At 49.8% G+C, this 18,553-nt stretch carries 15 protein-coding genes; 2 read left to right on the forward strand and 13 right to left on the reverse strand.

The window, feature by feature from the left end; translation table 11 throughout:
- Nucleotides 1-440, forward strand: a 440-nt coding sequence (locus VMT62_01925) for a molybdopterin cofactor-binding domain-containing protein (GenBank protein HVN95163.1), incomplete at its 5' end; no start/stop codon positions are given.
- Nucleotides 437-1,417, forward strand: a complete 981-nt coding sequence (locus VMT62_01930) for a xanthine dehydrogenase family protein subunit M (GenBank protein ID HVN95164.1) — start codon at nucleotides 437-439, stop codon at nucleotides 1,415-1,417. The genes VMT62_01925 and VMT62_01930, both read left to right, overlap by 4 nt.
- A gap of 82 nt (nucleotides 1,418-1,499) precedes the next feature.
- Here the strand turns inward: VMT62_01930 and VMT62_01935 are convergent, their stop codons facing one another.
- From VMT62_01935 to VMT62_01995, 13 genes are all read right to left on the reverse strand, one after another.
- A complete protein-coding gene (locus tag VMT62_01935; GenBank protein HVN95165.1) occupies nucleotides 1,500-2,354 on the reverse strand; it encodes a polysaccharide biosynthesis tyrosine autokinase in 855 nt (284 codons plus the stop codon).
- 42 nt (nucleotides 2,355-2,396) lie between these two features.
- Nucleotides 2,397-3,989 carry a hypothetical protein gene (locus VMT62_01940; protein ID HVN95166.1) on the reverse strand — a complete coding sequence of 531 codons (1,593 nt, stop codon included), beginning with the start codon at nucleotides 3,987-3,989 and terminating at the stop codon, nucleotides 2,397-2,399.
- A 156-nt stretch (nucleotides 3,990-4,145) separates the two neighbouring features.
- Entirely contained in the window at nucleotides 4,146-5,414 is a 1,269-nt protein-coding gene (locus tag VMT62_01945; protein HVN95167.1) for an outer membrane beta-barrel protein, read from the reverse strand.
- 30 nt (nucleotides 5,415-5,444) lie between these two features.
- Complete coding sequence (locus VMT62_01950; GenBank protein ID HVN95168.1) at nucleotides 5,445-6,053, reverse strand: polysaccharide biosynthesis/export family protein; 609 nt, start codon at nucleotides 6,051-6,053, stop codon at nucleotides 5,445-5,447.
- A 129-nt stretch (nucleotides 6,054-6,182) separates the two neighbouring features.
- Nucleotides 6,183-8,579: a tetratricopeptide repeat protein gene (locus VMT62_01955; protein HVN95169.1), complete on the reverse strand. Its 2,397-nt coding sequence runs from the start codon at nucleotides 8,577-8,579 to the stop codon at nucleotides 6,183-6,185.
- A gap of 289 nt (nucleotides 8,580-8,868) precedes the next feature.
- Nucleotides 8,869-10,515, reverse strand: a complete 1,647-nt coding sequence (locus VMT62_01960; GenBank protein ID HVN95170.1) for an MraY family glycosyltransferase — start codon at nucleotides 10,513-10,515, stop codon at nucleotides 8,869-8,871.
- Between the two features lie 152 nt (nucleotides 10,516-10,667).
- Nucleotides 10,668-10,919 carry a hypothetical protein gene (locus tag VMT62_01965; GenBank protein ID HVN95171.1) on the reverse strand — a complete coding sequence of 84 codons (252 nt, stop codon included), beginning with the start codon at nucleotides 10,917-10,919 and terminating at the stop codon, nucleotides 10,668-10,670.
- A 187-nt stretch (nucleotides 10,920-11,106) separates the two neighbouring features.
- Nucleotides 11,107-12,714 carry a VPLPA-CTERM-specific exosortase XrtD gene (xrtD, locus tag VMT62_01970; protein ID HVN95172.1) on the reverse strand — a complete coding sequence of 536 codons (1,608 nt, stop codon included), beginning with the start codon at nucleotides 12,712-12,714 and terminating at the stop codon, nucleotides 11,107-11,109.
- Entirely contained in the window at nucleotides 12,708-13,499 is a 792-nt protein-coding gene (locus tag VMT62_01975; GenBank protein HVN95173.1) for a WecB/TagA/CpsF family glycosyltransferase, read from the reverse strand. Before VMT62_01975 ends, xrtD begins: the two co-directional genes overlap by 7 nt.
- Before the next feature lie 237 nt (nucleotides 13,500-13,736).
- A complete protein-coding gene (locus VMT62_01980; protein ID HVN95174.1) occupies nucleotides 13,737-15,890 on the reverse strand; it encodes a right-handed parallel beta-helix repeat-containing protein in 2,154 nt (717 codons plus the stop codon).
- A 141-nt stretch (nucleotides 15,891-16,031) separates the two neighbouring features.
- The gene (locus VMT62_01985; protein HVN95175.1) at nucleotides 16,032-16,640 is read right to left on the reverse strand and encodes a hypothetical protein; all 609 of its coding nucleotides are present in this window, start codon (nucleotides 16,638-16,640) and stop codon (nucleotides 16,032-16,034) included.
- A 123-nt stretch (nucleotides 16,641-16,763) separates the two neighbouring features.
- Nucleotides 16,764-17,957, reverse strand: a complete 1,194-nt coding sequence (locus VMT62_01990) for a glycosyltransferase (protein ID HVN95176.1) — start codon at nucleotides 17,955-17,957, stop codon at nucleotides 16,764-16,766.
- 178 nt (nucleotides 17,958-18,135) lie between these two features.
- On the reverse strand, nucleotides 18,136-18,553 hold a 418-nt coding region (locus tag VMT62_01995), incomplete at its 5' end, for an O-antigen ligase family protein (GenBank protein HVN95177.1).

The following is an 18,553-nucleotide window of genomic DNA, read 5'->3' on the forward strand; positions in this document are numbered from 1 at the left end:
TGGAAGTGAACACGGAAACGGGCGAGGCGAAAATCCTCCGCTTCGTATCCGCCAACGACAGCGGCCGCGTGATGGACAGGCTGACCTACGACAATCAGGTGATCGGCGGGATCACCATGGGCATCGGTCTCGCCATGACCGAAGAACGGATCTTAGACAAGAACCAGACGGGAAAACTCGTTAATCGGAACTGGCACGACTACAAACTCCCTACGTCTATGGATGTACCCGCAGAGGTTATGAGTGTGCCGATTGATGTGCCCGACGACAAAGCCAACAGCACGGGCAGCAAGGGCCTGGGAGAACCCGTGACCATTCCCACGGCCCCGGCAATTGCCAATGCGATTTATCATGCGACGGGCGTGAGGTTCACCGATACGCCCATGTCGCCGCCGAGATTGATTGCAGGCTTGAAAAAGGCAAAGGGGGTGCGCTCATGATGCCTTCTTTCGCGTACATTCGAGCCCGGTCGGTGGACGAGGCCATAAAGCACCTTTCCGCGAGCAACGCGAGGATTCATGCAGGCGGCACAGACCTTCTGGGTTGTGTGCGTGACCGAATCTTTCCAGTGGAGCGGGTCGTCGCGATCCGGGGAATCAAAGGGCTTTCCGGAATCGCTGAGACGCCGGATGGGGTATCCATTGGCAGTCTCACGACAATTGCCGAGATTGCTGCAAGTCCGGTCGTTGCCCGTCTTTTTTCCGGTCTCGCTGTAGCGGCCGGTGAGGTGGCAAGCCCGCAGCTCAGGAATCAGGGCACGCTCGGCGGAAATCTCTGTCAGAAACCGCGCTGCTGGTACTACCGGGGTGAGTTCAACTGCGTGAGAAAAGGCGGCGATACGTGTTTTGCGATGATGGGGGAGAACAAATTTCATTGCGTCCTGGGCGGCGAGAACTGTTACATGGTCCACCCTTCGGATGTGGCCCCTATGCTCATTGCCCTCAATGCATCGGTTGTGGTCAAGGGACCGGATGGTACACGACGGATCGCTGTAGAGGACTTCTACGTAAGCCCTGCCAAGGACCCGACGCGGGAGACGGTGCTCAAACCCCAGGAGGTCGTGACTGAGATCGCGATCCCTAAGGCCCTGCCGCGACATTACAGTTTCTATCGCAAAATCAGGGCGCGCGGTTCCTGGGATTTTGCCCTCGCGGGGGTGGCGCTCGCTATCCAGTTTGATGGGCACCGGGTCGTGAAGGCGCACGTGGCGCTCTCCGGCGCCGCCCCTGTGCCGTGGCGTTCCAAAGAGGTAGAGGAAGTGATAACGGGGAGGAGCCTCGACCGCGCCACCATCGCCAAAGCCCAATCTGTAGTCATGGCACAGGCGAGCCCGATGGAGCAAAACGAGTACAAGGTAGACCTGTTCAAGGCTGCGCTGGAAGAAGAACTTCGGCGTGCTTTAGAGAGGGTGACGTGAGGCGAAGATAAAGCGGGGTGAGATAGAAAAACAAAAAAGGCAGAGGGTCACTCTGCCTCTTTTGTCGTGTGAAGTGGATATATTAGTCGCCCGGCGGATTGGCTGGCGCCGGCGAATTATACCGGTTCAGTACAAAGCCGATTACCTTGTCCTGAGAAATAAGCTCTGTGGCTTTCTTGACATCGTTCACTGACGTGACGCCGGCACGGACCACCATGATGATATAATCAACGAGAGGCACAAAGGCGAGCGCGTCGGCACTTGAGAGAATGGGCGGCACATCGATAAATACATATCGGTCAGGATAACGGTCCTTCATCTCACGGACAAGGTCTGCCATTCTCGTAGAGCCCAAAAGCTCGGTGCTTTCATGAATCAGTCTGCCTCCTGAAATAAGGGTAAGCTTGTCCACACTGGGCCAGGTGATAATCTCCGAGACCGGTCTATTGTCCACAAGGTAATCGCCGAGTCCTTTGTCGCTTTCAAACCCGAGTTGCTTATGAATGCTCTGCTGTCTCAAATCGCCGTCCACTAAAAGCACCGTCTGCTCGAAAAGCTTCGCGAAAGTAAAGGCAAGATTGATTGCGGTCAAGGTCTTGCCTTCGCCAGGCTGTGCGCTCGTAATCATAAATGTATTTCCGCCCTTTTCCTTGGTATACCTGAGTATTTGGGTACGCAGCACTTTGTAAACTTCCGTCTCTTTGGCATAGGGAAAGATTGCGACACAACGGTTATCCGCCAGCGTCCTCATGTCGAGCTTGACCGTTTTCGACGTGGTGTAGTTCGGCGATACGAAGCCCGCCTGCTGCTTTTCTGCGCGGGTGAAATCAGAGGACAGGGCCTCCTGTGTAGGATACCCGACCGGCTTGGGCCCCTGTGCCCCCCTTTTCACTTTGTGAAAGACGTCCTCAAAAAAACCCTTCTTTTTTTCAGCCACTTATTTGCCTCCTTGTCCGAGCATCAGCTATAAGAACCTCTACTAAAATTTCCTCATGATGCGCGCCCACACAATATCGAGGTCCATAACAAAGAAATGAAATGCGATGATGCCCACCACGACCACGACTATTCCGATGATCACTATCCTGTTGCGCAATCTTCTTCGGCGCTCAGTGTCCTTATCTGTCACGATCTCGGGAACGGTGACAAGAACGGGCAGGTTCATCATCTGGAGGGTCCTCGGATCTCTCACTGACTGGTCGTTGAATTCCTGCAGGGAAACCATACCGACCCCTGCCCCAATACCCAAAAAGAGCCCTATCAGGAGGATTGCAGGAACGTTGGGTTTGACCGGCTTTTCCGGCAGCCTTGCTGGGTCGATGATGGTGAAGCGCTCACCGAGTTTTTCTTTTTCCAGGCCCTGCGCCACGTTTGCTTCCATGGTCTTTTTCATGAGGTCATCGACCTTAAGCTGTGTGCTATTGCGTTCCTCGAGGAGCGCCTTGTACGCCTCTTCGACCTTAGGAGAGGCTTCGATTCTCCGGTAATAGTTGTTTCTCGTTTTCTCAAGCTCCTCAATCTGCCGCCTCGTGGCCTCTACCTCTGTCTGCGCGCTCACGAGCTGTGAGGCGAGGTTCACATAGGCTGGATTGTCGGGCTGGTCAAGCGGTGAAAAGACCGTTTTTGAGGGGGCATCGCCATTGGCACCCGGCAACGGGCTCGCTTCAAGACGCTTTTCCAGCTCGGCTATCTGGACCTTTGTTTTTTTCACATCGGGGTGTTTGTCGGAGAATTTGCTCTGCAGGTCCACGAGCTTTGCTTTGAGGTCCTTGAGAAGTTGTCTATCCTGGTTTGCCGCATCTGTGGGGATTGAAACGAGCTGGGACCGGAGGTAGCTCTCCTTTTCTTTGAGGGTGGTCAACTGCTGCCGCGCGTAATCTATATCGCGCTCAACCCTGTCGATACTCGACAGATTGACCTGGAGGATCTCCGGTAGTTCGGTTGCGTGTTTTTCCTTGTAACCGGCTATTCTTTTGTCGAGCTCGGCCAGCTGTTGCTGCAGGTTTTTGGTCTCTTCGTCGAGGAACTTGGAAGCGCCCTGGGCTTTTTCCTCCCTCACCTTAAGGTTCTCTTCAAGAAAGAGAGAAGCAAGCACGCCATCCACCTGCTGCACGACCTGCGGGTTCTTACCATCATAGGAAAGAGTGAAGGCGATGGTCATGGGTGATGGGGTGCCGCCTCTCTGCGGGTCCACGATGTCCGCGCTGATCGTGGTAAATTTAATGTCCTTCCTCATGATGTCAATGATCTCTTCGGTAGTCAATTTCTTCTTCAAATCTTCATAGAGGTTGAAACGGTTGATGATCTCAAGGAGCTTAACCGAGCTCATGATCCTTTGATTGAGGGTCTGCAACCGCTGTTCGGCAAACCCCGTTATAGTGGTCCTTACAAAATCGAGCGGTATCTCCTGTTCCTCGATGAGGATTGTTGATGTCGACCTGTATGTGGGCGAGACAAGAACAACCACGCAGAGCGCGATGCAGAAGACGATGACGATCGGGAGAACGAGGCCCTTCTTTCTCCTTTTCAGGATCCCAAGATAATCGCTTAATGTTTTTACATCTTCATCCATGCCTACCCCCGATTCATATATCTACATATTATACACATTTCTCTTTTCCTCACATCTAAATTCTTTTTCGCGCATCCCTGGCCAAACACATGATGACTCACATTCTTTTTCTAAAGGCGAGCGACTGAAACACCATACACACTTCATCGCTCTCCTTTATTTGATCAGGTCGTGCTGAATTCTGAAACGGACCATGAAAGCGTTCCGGTCAGCCCAGGTGCTGTACTCGTAATAGTTAGTGATGGAATATGAGTATGACACCTCCAGAAACTTCTCCCTATTGAATTCATACCGTATGCCCGGGCTCACGCTTGTGCTGTTCTCGTCTATTTTCAGGGTCGAGAACTGACCCGGACTCGATTTATTGATGTAATAGGATGCCGAGAATGTCCCGTATAGCTCGTAAGTAAATCTCTTGTTTATGCCGAGCACAAAGGACGTACGCTCCGTGGCGCCAGAGTATCCACTCGCCGGCAGTATGTTATGGATTACGCTCAAGGAGCCGTTGCTATCATTGTGTTCTCCCTGATAGTTGAGGCTGAGAGCACCAATCCAGCCCCATCCAGTGGTCTCGGTCGAGGCTATAGGGATGACTTGAAAGAAAGGAATAGGCGGAAAGGGTTGGACAATTTGCTCGGTGGCCTGGGTTACCGAATCCGTGTAACGCGCCCCGCCGTTCGCACTCAAGCTCCACTTCTCGGTGAATGCCCGCTGGAAGCCCAGCGTTGCTTCATAATTATCGATTTTGAGTGCCGGTATGTTGTATTTGGCATAGTTCATATCTATCATTACCTTGGTCGGACGAATAAAGCCCAGGTCGCGACTTGCTGCGAGATCGAAGGTGTGGGCCTCCATATCGCTATAGTACAGACTATTAAATTGATCGCTCAAATAATCATAGGAGAAAGTAAATGTGTTTCTTTCAGACGGTCGGTAGTCCCATCCAACGGTATAATTCTGCCTCTCCCGCGTAACGTTTGTGAGCGGCAGACCTGTGGTGAGCAAATCTAGACCGGGCCTCCCATCCTGGGAGTAATAAACCCTTCCGTTCAGGTTCAGTCTCTGAGTCAAGGCATATTTGCCGGTGCCTTCGTAGAACTGGTCCGTGCCATTAATCTGACTGTTGTGTAGATAAAACCTCTGGTCGATCCTTCCGGATGCCATGAGTTCACACCTCTCGGTTTTGTCGGTAAGGACCAACTCCGGCGAAATCGTGGAAAGGAAATCGCTTTTCACCTCTGTTGGCGAATAGAGGATGTTATCACTGTATTCCTGTTTGATTCCTATCGCGGGCGTCAATTTGAAATCATCCGCCATCGCTTTGTATGGGACGATCATAAGAACAACAAGAAGAGAGAATGCCCAGGGCCTTATTTTCATATTCGGTGTAATGGTTTGGCCCGCTTCGGGTTGTTTGTCTCCCACTTGCCGTTCGCTCCCTGCGCGTCACAGCCCTCATGGGACAACAATCACATCGCCTCTCTGGAGCACGATATTCTCCTCAAGGTTTCTCCCTTCCACCACATCGTCATACCTGAAAGGGAAGATCTTTGTCTTCTTTTCTTCTTGACGGAATATCTTTATGTCATTTCTTTTCGCGAAAGGATTGAGCCCTCCCGCCATGGCGAGCCCCTGAAGCACATTCACATTGGCGTTCACAGGGAATCTGTTGGGGGTGTTTACCCTGCCTATGACGTAAATGAGCATGCTGTTTGCCTGTCTCACCTCTACCGAAAGCACAGGCTCGGGAACGTAGTCGATCAATTTTTCGGCGATGTCTTTCTTCAACTCGTCGACGGTTTTACCCGCTGCCATGATTTCTCCGGCGAGCGGAAAGGATATCCGGCCGTCGGGAAGTATTATAATGTTCTGTTTTGTGAGGGCGTCATCGCGCCATAAGGAGATGTCAAGGGCGTCACCCGGGCCCAGGATGTAGGCATCGCTCGCCTTACCTGCTTGAGCATCCTTGGGCGTGGTCTGGACTCCCTCGGCGCGCACCATCGGTACCAGGAGCAATAGACCAATGAGCAAGCCCGTTACCATGTATATATTATTCTTTTTCACGTTTCCTCTCCTTTATCGAGCTGTTAGGAGCTATTTTACACGATAGGCTGTGTAAGTCAAGGCTAAATGCGGCTTTCCAAGGGTTTCCCGGCTAACCTGGTCCTCACCGCGCCACACGGGCTTAATTTCTTACATCTTCTCCAGCGTCTTTTTTGCCTCGTCCTTTCCCGGGAAATCTTCTCTCGCATCCGTTGCCTTTCTGAGCTGTTCTTTGGCCTCGGCCATTCTGCCGAGTTTGTAATAGACCATGCCCATATGATAGGCAATGGTGGGGTTGTCGGAGCTTTTCAACTGGGCCTTTCCGATGAAGTCCATGGCGCGATCGGTTTCGCCCTTCTTATAGTAGACCCAGCCCAGGGTATCCATGACAGAAGGCTCGTCAGCGCGCAGCTTCTGCGCCTTCTCCGCGAGCGTCTTTGCCTTGTCGAGGTCTCTCGACGAGCCGTGCTCGGTCAGCAAAAATGCGAGGTCGTTTTGTGCCACCCAGAGGTTCGGTTGTTTTTCGAGTAGTTTTTCGTATACATCAATGGCCTTCTTGAAATCGTTTGTCTGGTTATAAATCTGGGCAAGCGAGAGGTAGGCCGCCGCATTCTCCGGGCTTGCTTTGATTGACTCCTCAAGCTTGCGAGTCGCCTCTGCGGTCTTGCCCTGTACGAGATAGAGGCGTGCGAGATTGTTATGGGGAGCGGACCAGGTGGGCTGCAAGGAAATGGCTCTTTGAAAAGAGTCCTCGGCCGATTTATAGTCTTTTTGTGTGCCGTAGACCTGGCCGAGCAGATTGTAGGACAGCGCGTCTTTGGGGTTTTCTTTGATCTTGCCCTGGAGAATCGCGATGGCGTTGCCATACTTTTTCGCCTCAAGATACGCTTGAATCATAATGGTGTAAAGCTGGGCCGACCGGGGGTTGAGTTTATATGCCTGTTCGAATTCTGCCGCGGCCCTGTCCGGTTTTCCCTGGCGAATATAAAGGTCACCCATCTTTACGTATCCGAAGGGGTTCTTAGGGTCTTTGGCCTTAATCCTGGCGTATTCGCTCTCTGCACCTTTGTAGTCCTTCTGAACGGCCAGGAGGTCTCCAAGATCGCCGCGAGCATCCAGGTCATCGGGATTCTTATCCAATACCTTTCGTATGTATTCGCCGGCCTGTTTGTAGTCGCCCTGCAGCATGTAGATCCGACCCAGACCTCGGGTGGCATCCCTCGAATTGGGATCTATTTTGAGCGCTGTCTTCAGGGTGTCTATGGCGAGGTTTGTTTCGTGAGCCATCATATGTGCCTCGGCGAGCCTTATATAAGCGGGTATGGACTGCGGCCTTTCATTCGTCACGGTCCTGAACTCTGTCACGGCATCGGGGCCGTCTCCGCGGGAAAGCAGAATATTTCCTTTGAGAAAATGGGCATCAACATTCTTGGGACTCGCCTTGATCACTTCATCAGTCAGTTTCTCCGCATCCGCGACATTCTGTCGCGCCAGATAAATTCTGGCAAGATTATCTTTGGCCTCGATCACTTCGGGGTCCTTTGCATCCTTTTTGATGGCAAGACATTCTTTCAAAATAGCGACGGAGTCATCGACCCTATTCGTACCGGCATAGAGTTCGGCCAGGGCGAAACGGATTCTAAAACTCTTCGGATTTTTGGTCAGGCCCTCCTTGAGCGTGCTCTCGGCGTCAGCAGGTTTGTTCTTTGCCATGTAGAAGGCACTGTTCTGTATCCATCGCTCTTCCTTTTTCGGGTCTTCCTGCACGAGTGTATTCAAAAGATCTGTTGCCTTCTGCTGCTGCCCGGCGTTCCAGTAGAGGTTGGCGAGCGTCATCTTATGGGCCGCGTTTGTAGGCTCCAGTTCAATTACCTTTTGAACAACCGTTATGGCGTCCTCTGTCCGTTGGTCCTTTATGTACAGGTCCGCAAGGGCATAGTAGAGGGAGATGGATTTTGGATTCTTTTCAATCCCTGCCCTGAGAGCGTTTTCCGCCCCCTTCTTATCGCCTTTTTGCGCATAGGCCACGGACAGGATCATATATGCGTCATACCGCGTCATGCCCTGTTTAATAAGGTCTTCGAAATATGCCAGGGCTTTTTGGTCTTCCTTTTGCCTGAGATAAATTGCCCCTTTCAATATGAGCGCGTCCTCGTTCTTCGGATCGAGTTTAAACCCGAGCTCAGCCTTTTCCATGGCCTTGTCCAGAACGTTGGCTAGCAAAAAAAGCTTTCCCATCTCGACCTGCGCCTTCGCGTGATTGGGATCAAGCTCCACGGCTTTTGAAAAACCCGCAAAGGCATTATTCGGATTATTCAATTTTATGGACACCATGCCGAGCATGTAATAGGCATCGGCAAATTTGGGGTCGATCTGTAAGGCGTTTTTAAACTCGAGATTGGCTTTGACGAAATCGCCTTTCTCGTAAAGTGTCTTTCCTTTGTTGAAGAACTTCATCTTCTTTGCTTCTGGTCCGCCGCAACCCGCAATCATAACCAGGGCCAACAGAACCACTATGCACAACACTACCGATCTATAGGCTTTCATCTACCTTCTTCCTCCTGTATAGCAAAAATGATTCGTACATCTCGCCCATTCGCTTCGCTCATTGGAGCACCCAAAGCTCGCCGAGACTTCCATTCTATCTTCTTTGTGTTTGATTGACCGCCGCCAGGCCGGCAACCTGTGAATTTCTGTTTTCTCGAAATTCACAGAGAAGAACAGAAAATGCTTCGTTTACTCTGCGCCCTCTGTGGCCCCAAGCGAAGCGCGCGAGAGAAGCCTCGGTTGATTTTGTCTATTATGTCCTGTCGCCCGTTTTTTTCTCTGCGGTCTTCTATCCCCCCAGAAACCCCCTCGCCGAGATGACGAGCAGCGAGCATATCGTGGAGAAGGTGAGCCGGTTAAACTGTCCCCGCAATTCCCCCATCAACACCTCGTAGCTGAAGAACAACATAATGGTCTTGGCGGCTACAGCGCCGATTTGTTTGTATTCCGTATAGGTGCCTGCGATATAGGGCGCGACAAGGGCAATAAAGAAGATGAGAAAGTCCATGGGCGTTGCCTTGAAACCGCGCTTTCTTCTTGTGAATCTCAGGGTCAGGATCACGAAGATAAGGAGAAAGACAAACGCGGCATCATATAGCGCGGGAAGATGCAAAAGGTCTTTCGAAATGCGGGCGTCAGCCGTGCTCAGATAAACGGTGAGTGGTATGAGCAGATAGATGGTCACAGTCAGTACCGATCTCAGCCATGGCTTTTTCAGGAACCATATGGCGACGATAAAGACGATAAGGCCCGCTGAAAATATCCCGAAGATTTTCGGCACTGTTCGCGGGATGAAGCACGTGAGGAATAGGAGAAGTGGGACACCGAACTCAACGATCCTGAAAAAGACGATAATAAAGATGCCTTTCTCCTTGAGGACTTTGAGGCGGCCCTTGATCTCTGTATCGACGATGCCTTGGCGCCTGAGCACAAACCCGGTTCTGTCGGCCATAAAGAAAGCCGTGAGTATCATCGTGGCAAAGATCGCGTAACCGATTAAGAGGACCCAATCTGAATAAAATCGAAAGACAAAGGCCGAGGTGACGAGCACGGCCTGAATGATGTAGATGATAAGAACGGCCTCCGTATGATAGAGACGCAGGCCTATGAGCCGATGATGAAAATGGTTCTTGTCTGGCGAGAAGAGTGGGCGTCTCTCGCTTACACGCTCGAACATGACCGTAACAGTATCGAGCACGGGAAAACCAAAAATTATGAGTGGCAGCACCGGGCTCAGCGCGGTATCGCCCTGGGTCAGGGCAATAGAGGTGGTAACCAATGAAAATCCGAGAAACTGACTGCCCGTATCACCCATAAAGAGCGACGCCGGGTACGTATTGAACCGGAGAAAACCGAAGATCGCGCCAACAATGGAAAGGGAGAGGAGGGCGATGATTGTGTTGTCTTCAAGGAACGCAAGGTACCCGATGCAACAAAAGCTGAGCAGGCAGATGCCCCCCGCAAGGCCGTCAAGGCCATCGGCAAGATTGATCGCGTTGGTGACACCCACGATGAATACGAGGGTAAGCGGGATTGAGACCCATTCTGGCAGAGTTACGTTATCGGGGAGCAGCATGCCGAGATTCGTAATCTTGAGTCCGCCGTAAAAGATTACGACGAGGGTCGCTATCATCTGACCTGAGAACTTGGCCTTATAGCCCAGGTCTTTAAGGTCGTCGATGATACCGAAGAGCACTATGATGCCCGCTCCGATGGCGTATCCTCTCAGGAAATTGTTCTGCGACGCCCATAGCAGCATGGAAACGAAGGTCCCGACGGCCATAGCAATGCCGCCGATGCGCGGTATGGGCACGGTGTGCACTTTTCGCTCATCCGGTATGTCGAGCGCCTTGACCTTTTCTGCGATCCTTATGGAGAAAGGAATCAAAGTGATGGTCAGAAAAAGAGACAGGAGTAATGTCGTAAGATAGATCATAGGAGAAACACTTCTGTAGCTTAGTTACTCAATAGTCGACGTGTTCTCTTGTGTTCTTAGGCGAGACAGATGCGTCTTTGTCATTCTGAGCACGGGACGCGTGCGGTACGAACCTGCTACCCATCCTGTCATTTGTACTCGACCCCGTTTTCTCACTTCTGTTCTTGCGTAATTCGCTCATGAAGCCATATTTTAATGAGTGCTCCCCGGTCCACACCGATGCGCTCGCGCACGACGTCAATATCCCGCACCAAAGCCTCCGGCACGTCCAGGGTGATACGGATCTTTTTGCCCGGACGGGTAATCTTTGCTTTCGCCATATCTGTGAGTTTATGAATATCCTCGCCGCGATCGAACCTGGCATCGAATTCCGCCGCGGTCTTAGCCAACCGTTTTGCCTTCATACAGCATTACCTCCCTGGCTCGCGCTCGCCGCACTGAGATAAGACGGACCCTGTCGTTTCGCATTGTATAGATTGCGGTCCATGTCTTCCCTTCTAAAGCGGGAATTAAAGCCCATACGTCCCTTACCTTCTTCAACGGTCATATATCTCGCACTTCATGCACATGTAGGATCGGATTCAATACGGCTTATTTTGGTATATATTCATCCAGCACTGGCACGATTTCTTGCACGAAGCCCTGTAGCCTTGCCTCCGCATCTACGAGTTTTTCTTTTTCTGAGACGGGTGTGATTATACGCACCAGTGCTCCATCTGTCCTTCTTTTTGTCAGGGCGTCCCAGAACGTGTAAATCTTCAACTGATACAGGTTGGTCAGTATCCTTCCCCTCTGGGGGAACCAATAATAGACGAGTTCGCGGGAGCTATCCTTTATTATGAATGCCCTGTTTACCTTCATGGGACTTCTTCCACCGCCCGCCGGAATGATGACGTTTCCCGCCTCGTTGAAGTCCCACCCGCTTCCGGGAAGGCATGTCTCCGGAGAATGGATTGATTCGCCTTTTCGCTGGTCCTGATAGTAGGCCACGTAAAAATTAACCGACTTACCAGACCGGTCCGTATAGTCGGCCATAATATAATCGCTGAATTTCAGCACATCGAGAAATTCCTGTTCCATCTCTCCTCGAGCTCCGTGCCACGCGCCCACCCGCATCGGGAACTGGCTGAAAGGTTTGCTAATAGGCACTTTTTGTCGAAAGTCGACGCCCCGCGACAACGAGAACGTCAATATGAGAATTATGACAGTTGCCAGGAACATCGGTTGCAGTAACACTCTGAAGTCGCCTTTTCTACTTTTCTCGATATGCGATCTTCCATTTTTGTCTTCTTTGTCTCCCTCGCTCATGGTCTTGGCAAAGATCGCGCCCTTCGCCCCTTCCGTTTGCTTTCTCGGCGGTAAAAGCCGCAAAATCCACATCTCTGCAAGTAGCAATGGAATGGCAAACATGAAGATGAGCCAGCCCGAGAACGCGTGAAAGAAGCCTTCAGCAACCTGAGCGCCGAAGAAACTATAGAGCACACCAGTTGCGGCGATCCTAAAGCTATTCACAACAATAGCAAGTGGTATGGACGATAAAAAAAGGACAACCCTTTTCCACCAATGCGCCCTGAACCAGTACGCGAGAAGGAGACTTAAGACCATGAGAGGCATGACGTATCGAAGACCGCTGCACGCGTCAACCACCTGCAATTGGGTAAATCCAAGATCGATAACATTCCCCTCGCGGTATGCCGACATCCCATAGAGGTGGAGCATCCAGACGCCGAGTTTTGAAGAAATGAGCCTTAGCTGAAAAGTAATTCTGTTGGTGAGAAAATAAGGTAGGGGGAACATGGCCAACATAAATATCAAAGGGAACAAGATTACTTTTAGTCTGTCCCAACCGTTGTGTAGCCAGATAATTCCAACGAAAACTAGCCAAAGTGAAATGTAAAGGGTATATTGCTCCCCTGCTAGCTCCCCAAGCCAGAAAAGCGCAATGCCAACACAAACCAGCCCAAACGCTTTCCATGTCGGAAGCGGCAAAATAGAGGCTAATCTTAGTCGGTTTTCCCAAATGAGATAGATAACCACTACGGGAATGATATAACCATATGAATAGTCTTCCCTTGACCAATCTTCAAAAACCAACCACCGCAACGATGAGTCGTACACCAAAAGCAAAGATACGACATATATTCCGCCTCTGACCCAACTTACCGGTTTTATCGTAATTTCCTTAAAGAATTTCAGCATGAATCATGCCTCGCAACCATATTGTGCAACTTTGCCCTCATAACCCAATACAGGAAGATAGGCATTGAGATAAGATTCCTTTGCCACAGCCTGCGGGGTTCTTTCAGAAATCTGCCCAACCACTCGAGTCCGAGTCTCTGCCAGCGTTCGGATGGCCTTTCAATTGATCCCGCATAAAAGTCAAAAACTGCCCCGATGGCGGCGGTAAATGGAACGTTAAGTCTATTTCTGTTTTGAAATATCCACTTTTCCTGCTTAGGAGCTGTCATACCCACCCAGAGAACATCAGGTCTTGCTTCGTTGATGAGGTCAATCATGACTTTATTGTCTTCGTCGTCAAACTCTTCCTTGTACGGGGGGGAATAGACCCCGCACAATCTTATGGAAGGATAATCGACGGCTAACCTCTTTTGAATTCGTTCAAGCACTGCCTGAGTTGATCCAAGAAAGAAATATTTGAGTTGCCCCTCTTTTTCTGCCACCTCTGACAGGCCGAGAAAAAAATCGGAACCGGCCACCCTTTCTTTGATAGGGCGACACAGAATTCTTGCCGCCAGAACAATGCCTGCGCCGTCGGGAAGCAGTATATCCGCATTCTGGAGAGAGGATTTGAAGGCCGCGTCTTTGGAAGCAATTACCAGGGAATGCGGGTTGGCACAGGCCATATAGTGCCCTGTTTTCCCAGACCTAACAAGGCTGAATCCAGCCAAAACGTCTTCAAACTTGCCACCGGAGCTGATTGTGTAATCAAGGAACTTCAATATTTTGCTGCGGTCCCTATCCATATATGTTCTGCTTCAGCCGGCGCTCCCAGCTGTCCTTTCGTAGTTCTCGTGAGGATTGGAAAAGTTCTTTCAGCAGTACGTTTCCTCAAATAAGTTCTGCGCATGACCGCGCATCATTAAGAATTCTTATTTATCACGTATCAAATTGCTAATTTTGTCGGCCACGTCTCCATGGGCGAGTAGCTATAAGCCGCGGCAGAATTAACTGCTGCATCGATTTTACGATAGCGTTGCTCGTTAATTGACTGGCCAAGTTGCGCGCAATGTATTATTGTACGGGCCTATTTCCCCGATTGGAATTGGTTTGAAGCCCATCTTCAGGGCCGGGGATTCAGGCAATAGACTAAAGTCATTTTTGTCAGGATCGGCAAAGAGTGGATTAGCTATCTTGCTATTAGTATCTAACCCCCGATCTCTCCAAGCACTCCAATCGTCGGAAGGTATTTGAGTGGTCGATCGTATTAAGAAGACATGCAATGGTAAACCGGCGTGGTATATGACATTATAATCCGATTTGGTGGTATCTAAGTCGATACCATTGTATATACCGTAAAGCACTGAGCGTTGGCCCTTATAATAGACAATATTCCGGACAAAAGTATTGCCAGACATTTTCGCACCGGTAGCAATATCCGTAATTGTCGATAATTCGGGGTATTTCTTGTAGCGCGTTTCCCGTACCTTAGTGAACATTGCAGGAAGCAATTTTTGGGCTACAGGATGATCGGGGGGCCAAGCTGAGTAAACCATTTGGCCTAGAGAGCCACCATCGATTATCACATTGTTCTGCACAACATTATCCCTGCCGCCATGAATGAGAATACCGCCGGTAGTCGTATTGGCTACTATATTTCCATAAACCGATGTACCACTTGTCCAGTCGTCTAAGTAAATGCCATATGTCTCAAAAGGCCTTTGCCAGGGGTCTTCCGGTCTACTTCTCCCATACCCGCCACTATCATGAAGATAGTTAAACCGAATAACACTACCACGCTTTGTCCAATCAATTTGGCTGCCGTAGATTATGCCGCTATCTTGGGTCTCCTGGTTTACCTGGTAGACATGGTTATATTCGATCTGGTGGTCATTTCCATCAAACCAGATCCCCACGCGCGGGGTCGAATGAATCAGATTGTGAGATACTACATTTCCCACTCCTTGGCAATAAACCCCGCTGCTGTCCTTCAAAAGAACGCCTACATGGAAGATATAGTTGTCCTCAGCCCGGTTGTTGCCCGGGGTGAGCGTATTTTGATCGCCCCCGGAAATAGTAATGCCTGAGCCGCCAATGTCATAAATATCATTTCCGAAAGCCAAATTCTCAAAACCATCATGAATCTCAACCCCGTTTCCTCCGGCATTGTGTATGGTGCTCCGCGCTATTGTTATCCGTCTTGCCCCCGTGACAACGACAGCGCTACCTTCGCAACCCTCGAATGTAAAACCCTCAAACCTAATATCAGCGGGAGTACCGTAGTACCTTTCCCCCAATCTTTTGCCTCTAATTTCCAAGATGGATTTAACGGTTGGAACAGTAATCTTTGCCAGATCCACATTATCCGGCGGCCAATAGTAGAGGATTTCTCTCTCTTTATCAAAATACCATTCCCCGGGAGAATCTAGTTCCTCGAATACATTCTGAAAGTAGTATCGATTGCCCATCTTGATCTCGTTAGGAACGTCATTAGCGAGGGTTATCACCCGCCTGTTCTTGTCAATGGAAAGAATAGTCTGAACCCCACCTCCCCAATTATAGCCCGGATAGATAAATACTTCGGCATTTCGCAGGTTTGCCCACTCGCGCAGGTCTCCACCTCGGTACCTGAACTTTCGTTTGCTCTCGTTTCCATCAGGACTTGCTACATACAAAAAACCTCCGCCTATGGGATCTCGTGGATCATAGTTGGGATAGCGAGCAAGTATCTGCCGTTTTCCGTCCGCGAATAGCTCCCGAACAGAACGAACCTTGCCCGTAGATTGACCCAATCTCACCTGAAGAATTTTACCCTTGTACGGTTCGAAATTATTAACTCTCTTCGCGCCAGTAAGTACGGGTTTTTCGTTGTCGAACGCCCTATACACTAAAGGATGGGATTCCGTTCCTGAATCCTCCGGGCCGAGCACAAGTGTTTCACTCAGTTCATATCTTCCGCCACGCACTATTATAGAGAAGGCATCTCCCGACCCTTTTGCTCTTAAAGCCCTAACAGTATCACGCGCTTTCTGAAGCGTGGCAAATGGTCCATCCGTACCAGACGGATCAGGTATCGAATGGGTACCACTAAATCGATCATCTCCGTCGGTTGCGACATAAAATTTTCTGATTGGCTCTAGTTCTTGATCTGGTCCCTGTGGTAGAGCCTTGCTGACGTTAATTAAAACAATTACCAAACACACGCAAAGAACCTGCAAAGCGTATCGCATCTATATTGTCCGAATGTACAATTGCCGAGCTTTTCTACTCAAATTGAGTCAGGGAAATCGCAGAGTCCCCTCTCTTCTCGGGTCCAAAAAACGTTCTTATCGGCGAGGTTATTTTTCACGCCGTACCGAATTAACAATATCGTAATCAAACCCTAGTAGCGAATGCTTGAAAGTACCGCTAGCTATCTTACTTTCGTGAGCAATAATTTGTTCATCGGTAAAGCGCATTCCAACCTTCTTGGCGGGTACCCCGGCGACAATCGAGTACGGCTCCGTATCATGAACCACAACCGAACCTGCAGCAATAATCGTTCCGCGTCCGATTCTTACCCCAGTGAGAATGATGCTCTGGTATCCAATCCATACCTCATCGCCAATTGTGACCTCGTCTTCCTCCTGAATGTATGTTCCTCGCATGCCTCTGCTGCCGACATATTGCGCAAAGCGGAAGGGTGTGCCCACAGTTTTATAGTCGTGGTCCAGCCGTCCAAGAAAGGCTACGCGACTGGCCAACCCGGCATAATCTCCGATCGTGCAGTTGGCCATAATATGGCATTGACTGCTTATGGTTACGTGATTGCCAAGACGGATGTGGTGCGGTGCCCACATTGCCACATCACGCCCAATAAATATTCCTTTACCATGGGTAATGAACTTCTTGGAAAGTGCCCTTTTTATCCTAAGATATCTAACCAAGGCAAGTAAATATGACTTCATTTTGATCTCCTAAATCATTCCTGGTGTCCTTCGCTATGTACACCGATACCTTTCACTCCAAAGCATCTGAAATTATTGCTTGGCGCAGAGTCGACCTACATGATTGTTCCCTCCGTTCCTTCACTACTTTATCGGAAGTATCGGCCACGCCCTGAAGAGATCTCGTTCAAGATTTTTCAAAGCATAGCGATCGATTATATCGTTGACATACGTGGTTATCTCGCCTAGGCTAAGGGCCTTCTTCATGGCTTGTGAAAATTCTAGTACATCCCGATCCACTACAAAACCATTCACACCCTGTCGAACAATGGTATCCGCGCTGCTGAAACGTGTCGTCACGATGGGGATATGGCACGCCAATGCTTCCACCAGCGCAGTACTCCAACCTTCTTTTAATGATCCCATGACAAATAAGTCAGCAGCCTGGAGGTGAACGGCTACTGAAAACGGGGGCTGGTACCCTGCCACGACAACATTTCGATGCATACCTAAATCAGAGGCTTTCTGTTCGAGCAATTTACGCTCTACACCATCGCCAAGAAAAATGAGCAATGAACCAGGGAATCGGTCAAGAAATAGCTTGAACGATTCAATCAGGAATGACCAGCCCTTTGCCCAGTGAATACGACCAGTAGTTAGAACAACGAAATGATCTCTTGGAAGGCCAAGCCTTTCGCGCGCGACAAGGCGGTCAGCCGGACGAAAAATGTCGGTATCAACCCGGGTTGGGAATGTGATTATATTCTTCCCCCTTAGCCTCTCACCCGCGCGCCTTCTTAAATCTGCAATAGCCAGCTCGTCTGCCGCCGCCAGAATGCAATTTGCTTTCTGATTGAGGGAACGGAAGAATAAACGGTCGAAGAGCGGGGCGAACCGCACGGCCCAAGGATACCGCGAAATGGACAAGGGTGAATCGACACCCGGACTGTAAAAGCAAAGGTTACCCCCTCGCCTGGCATCCAAAGCCATCAATATTGAATGTTCACTAACTATTACGTTGGGAATGCCGATCGAAAAAATCCGATCTCGATATCGTCTGAACTGAAACCAATTAGTAAAACGGCTCGGGATAAACGGCTTGCTGCCAGCATGGATATCCGAGCCGATAGCAAAAAATCGATAAACGATTCCATTGATCTCTTTGTCGAACCAGGAGCCGATCGGGTCATTAGCGGAATTCGACAATCCGACCAACGCTAAACGGCTACCCAATGCCTTCATGAGTTGGCGAGAGAAGCTGAGCTGCCCACCCATTGGTTTGTCAACAAAGTTGCAGGCCTCTAAATGCAGTATATCAGGATGATGGGCTTCAGTCATACGGACTTCACGGATGAGCTCAAAACACGCATTGATTTATTAATATGTAATCGCCGATCCACGCCGCATTTTACATCGTTTCAAGAAAGAATTCGGCGTTTACCACCGTACTGCAATATAAGATGAAGCCCCAAGATCAATCCACGTAATGATTTTTAGCCGTTCCAATGCAAGCTCATCAAGTCGCCGTCAATTTCTTGCCTGCGGGCACTGATTTATTTGCTTCGACCAATGACTGCCGATGTAAATTGAACAACGACAGAAAGATGGCGACTGCAAGATAAAATGGCTCGTTATACACGTTACTTATAAATAGCGCACAGACGAGTTGAGTGGCAATCGCAGCAAATGAGGCAAAAAGCCAATGCCTTATATTCCCGTCAGATACCCGTACAATTCTTTTGAATCTCACAAAAATGGTGCCAAGAAATATAAGGTATATCGAGAAGACAACGACACCAGTCTCCGCCAAGATGTTGAGATAAACGTTATGAACTGCAGACCCCGGACTTTGATAGTGATTTCTGTCCTGAAGCGTGTACAGCCAGTAATTGTTTAAACCAACGCCGGTTAATGGATTATCCCTTATGACTTTT

Source organism: Syntrophorhabdaceae bacterium (assembly GCA_035541755.1).
In the GTDB taxonomy this organism is placed as follows: domain Bacteria; phylum Desulfobacterota; class Syntrophorhabdia; order Syntrophorhabdales; family Syntrophorhabdaceae; genus PNOF01.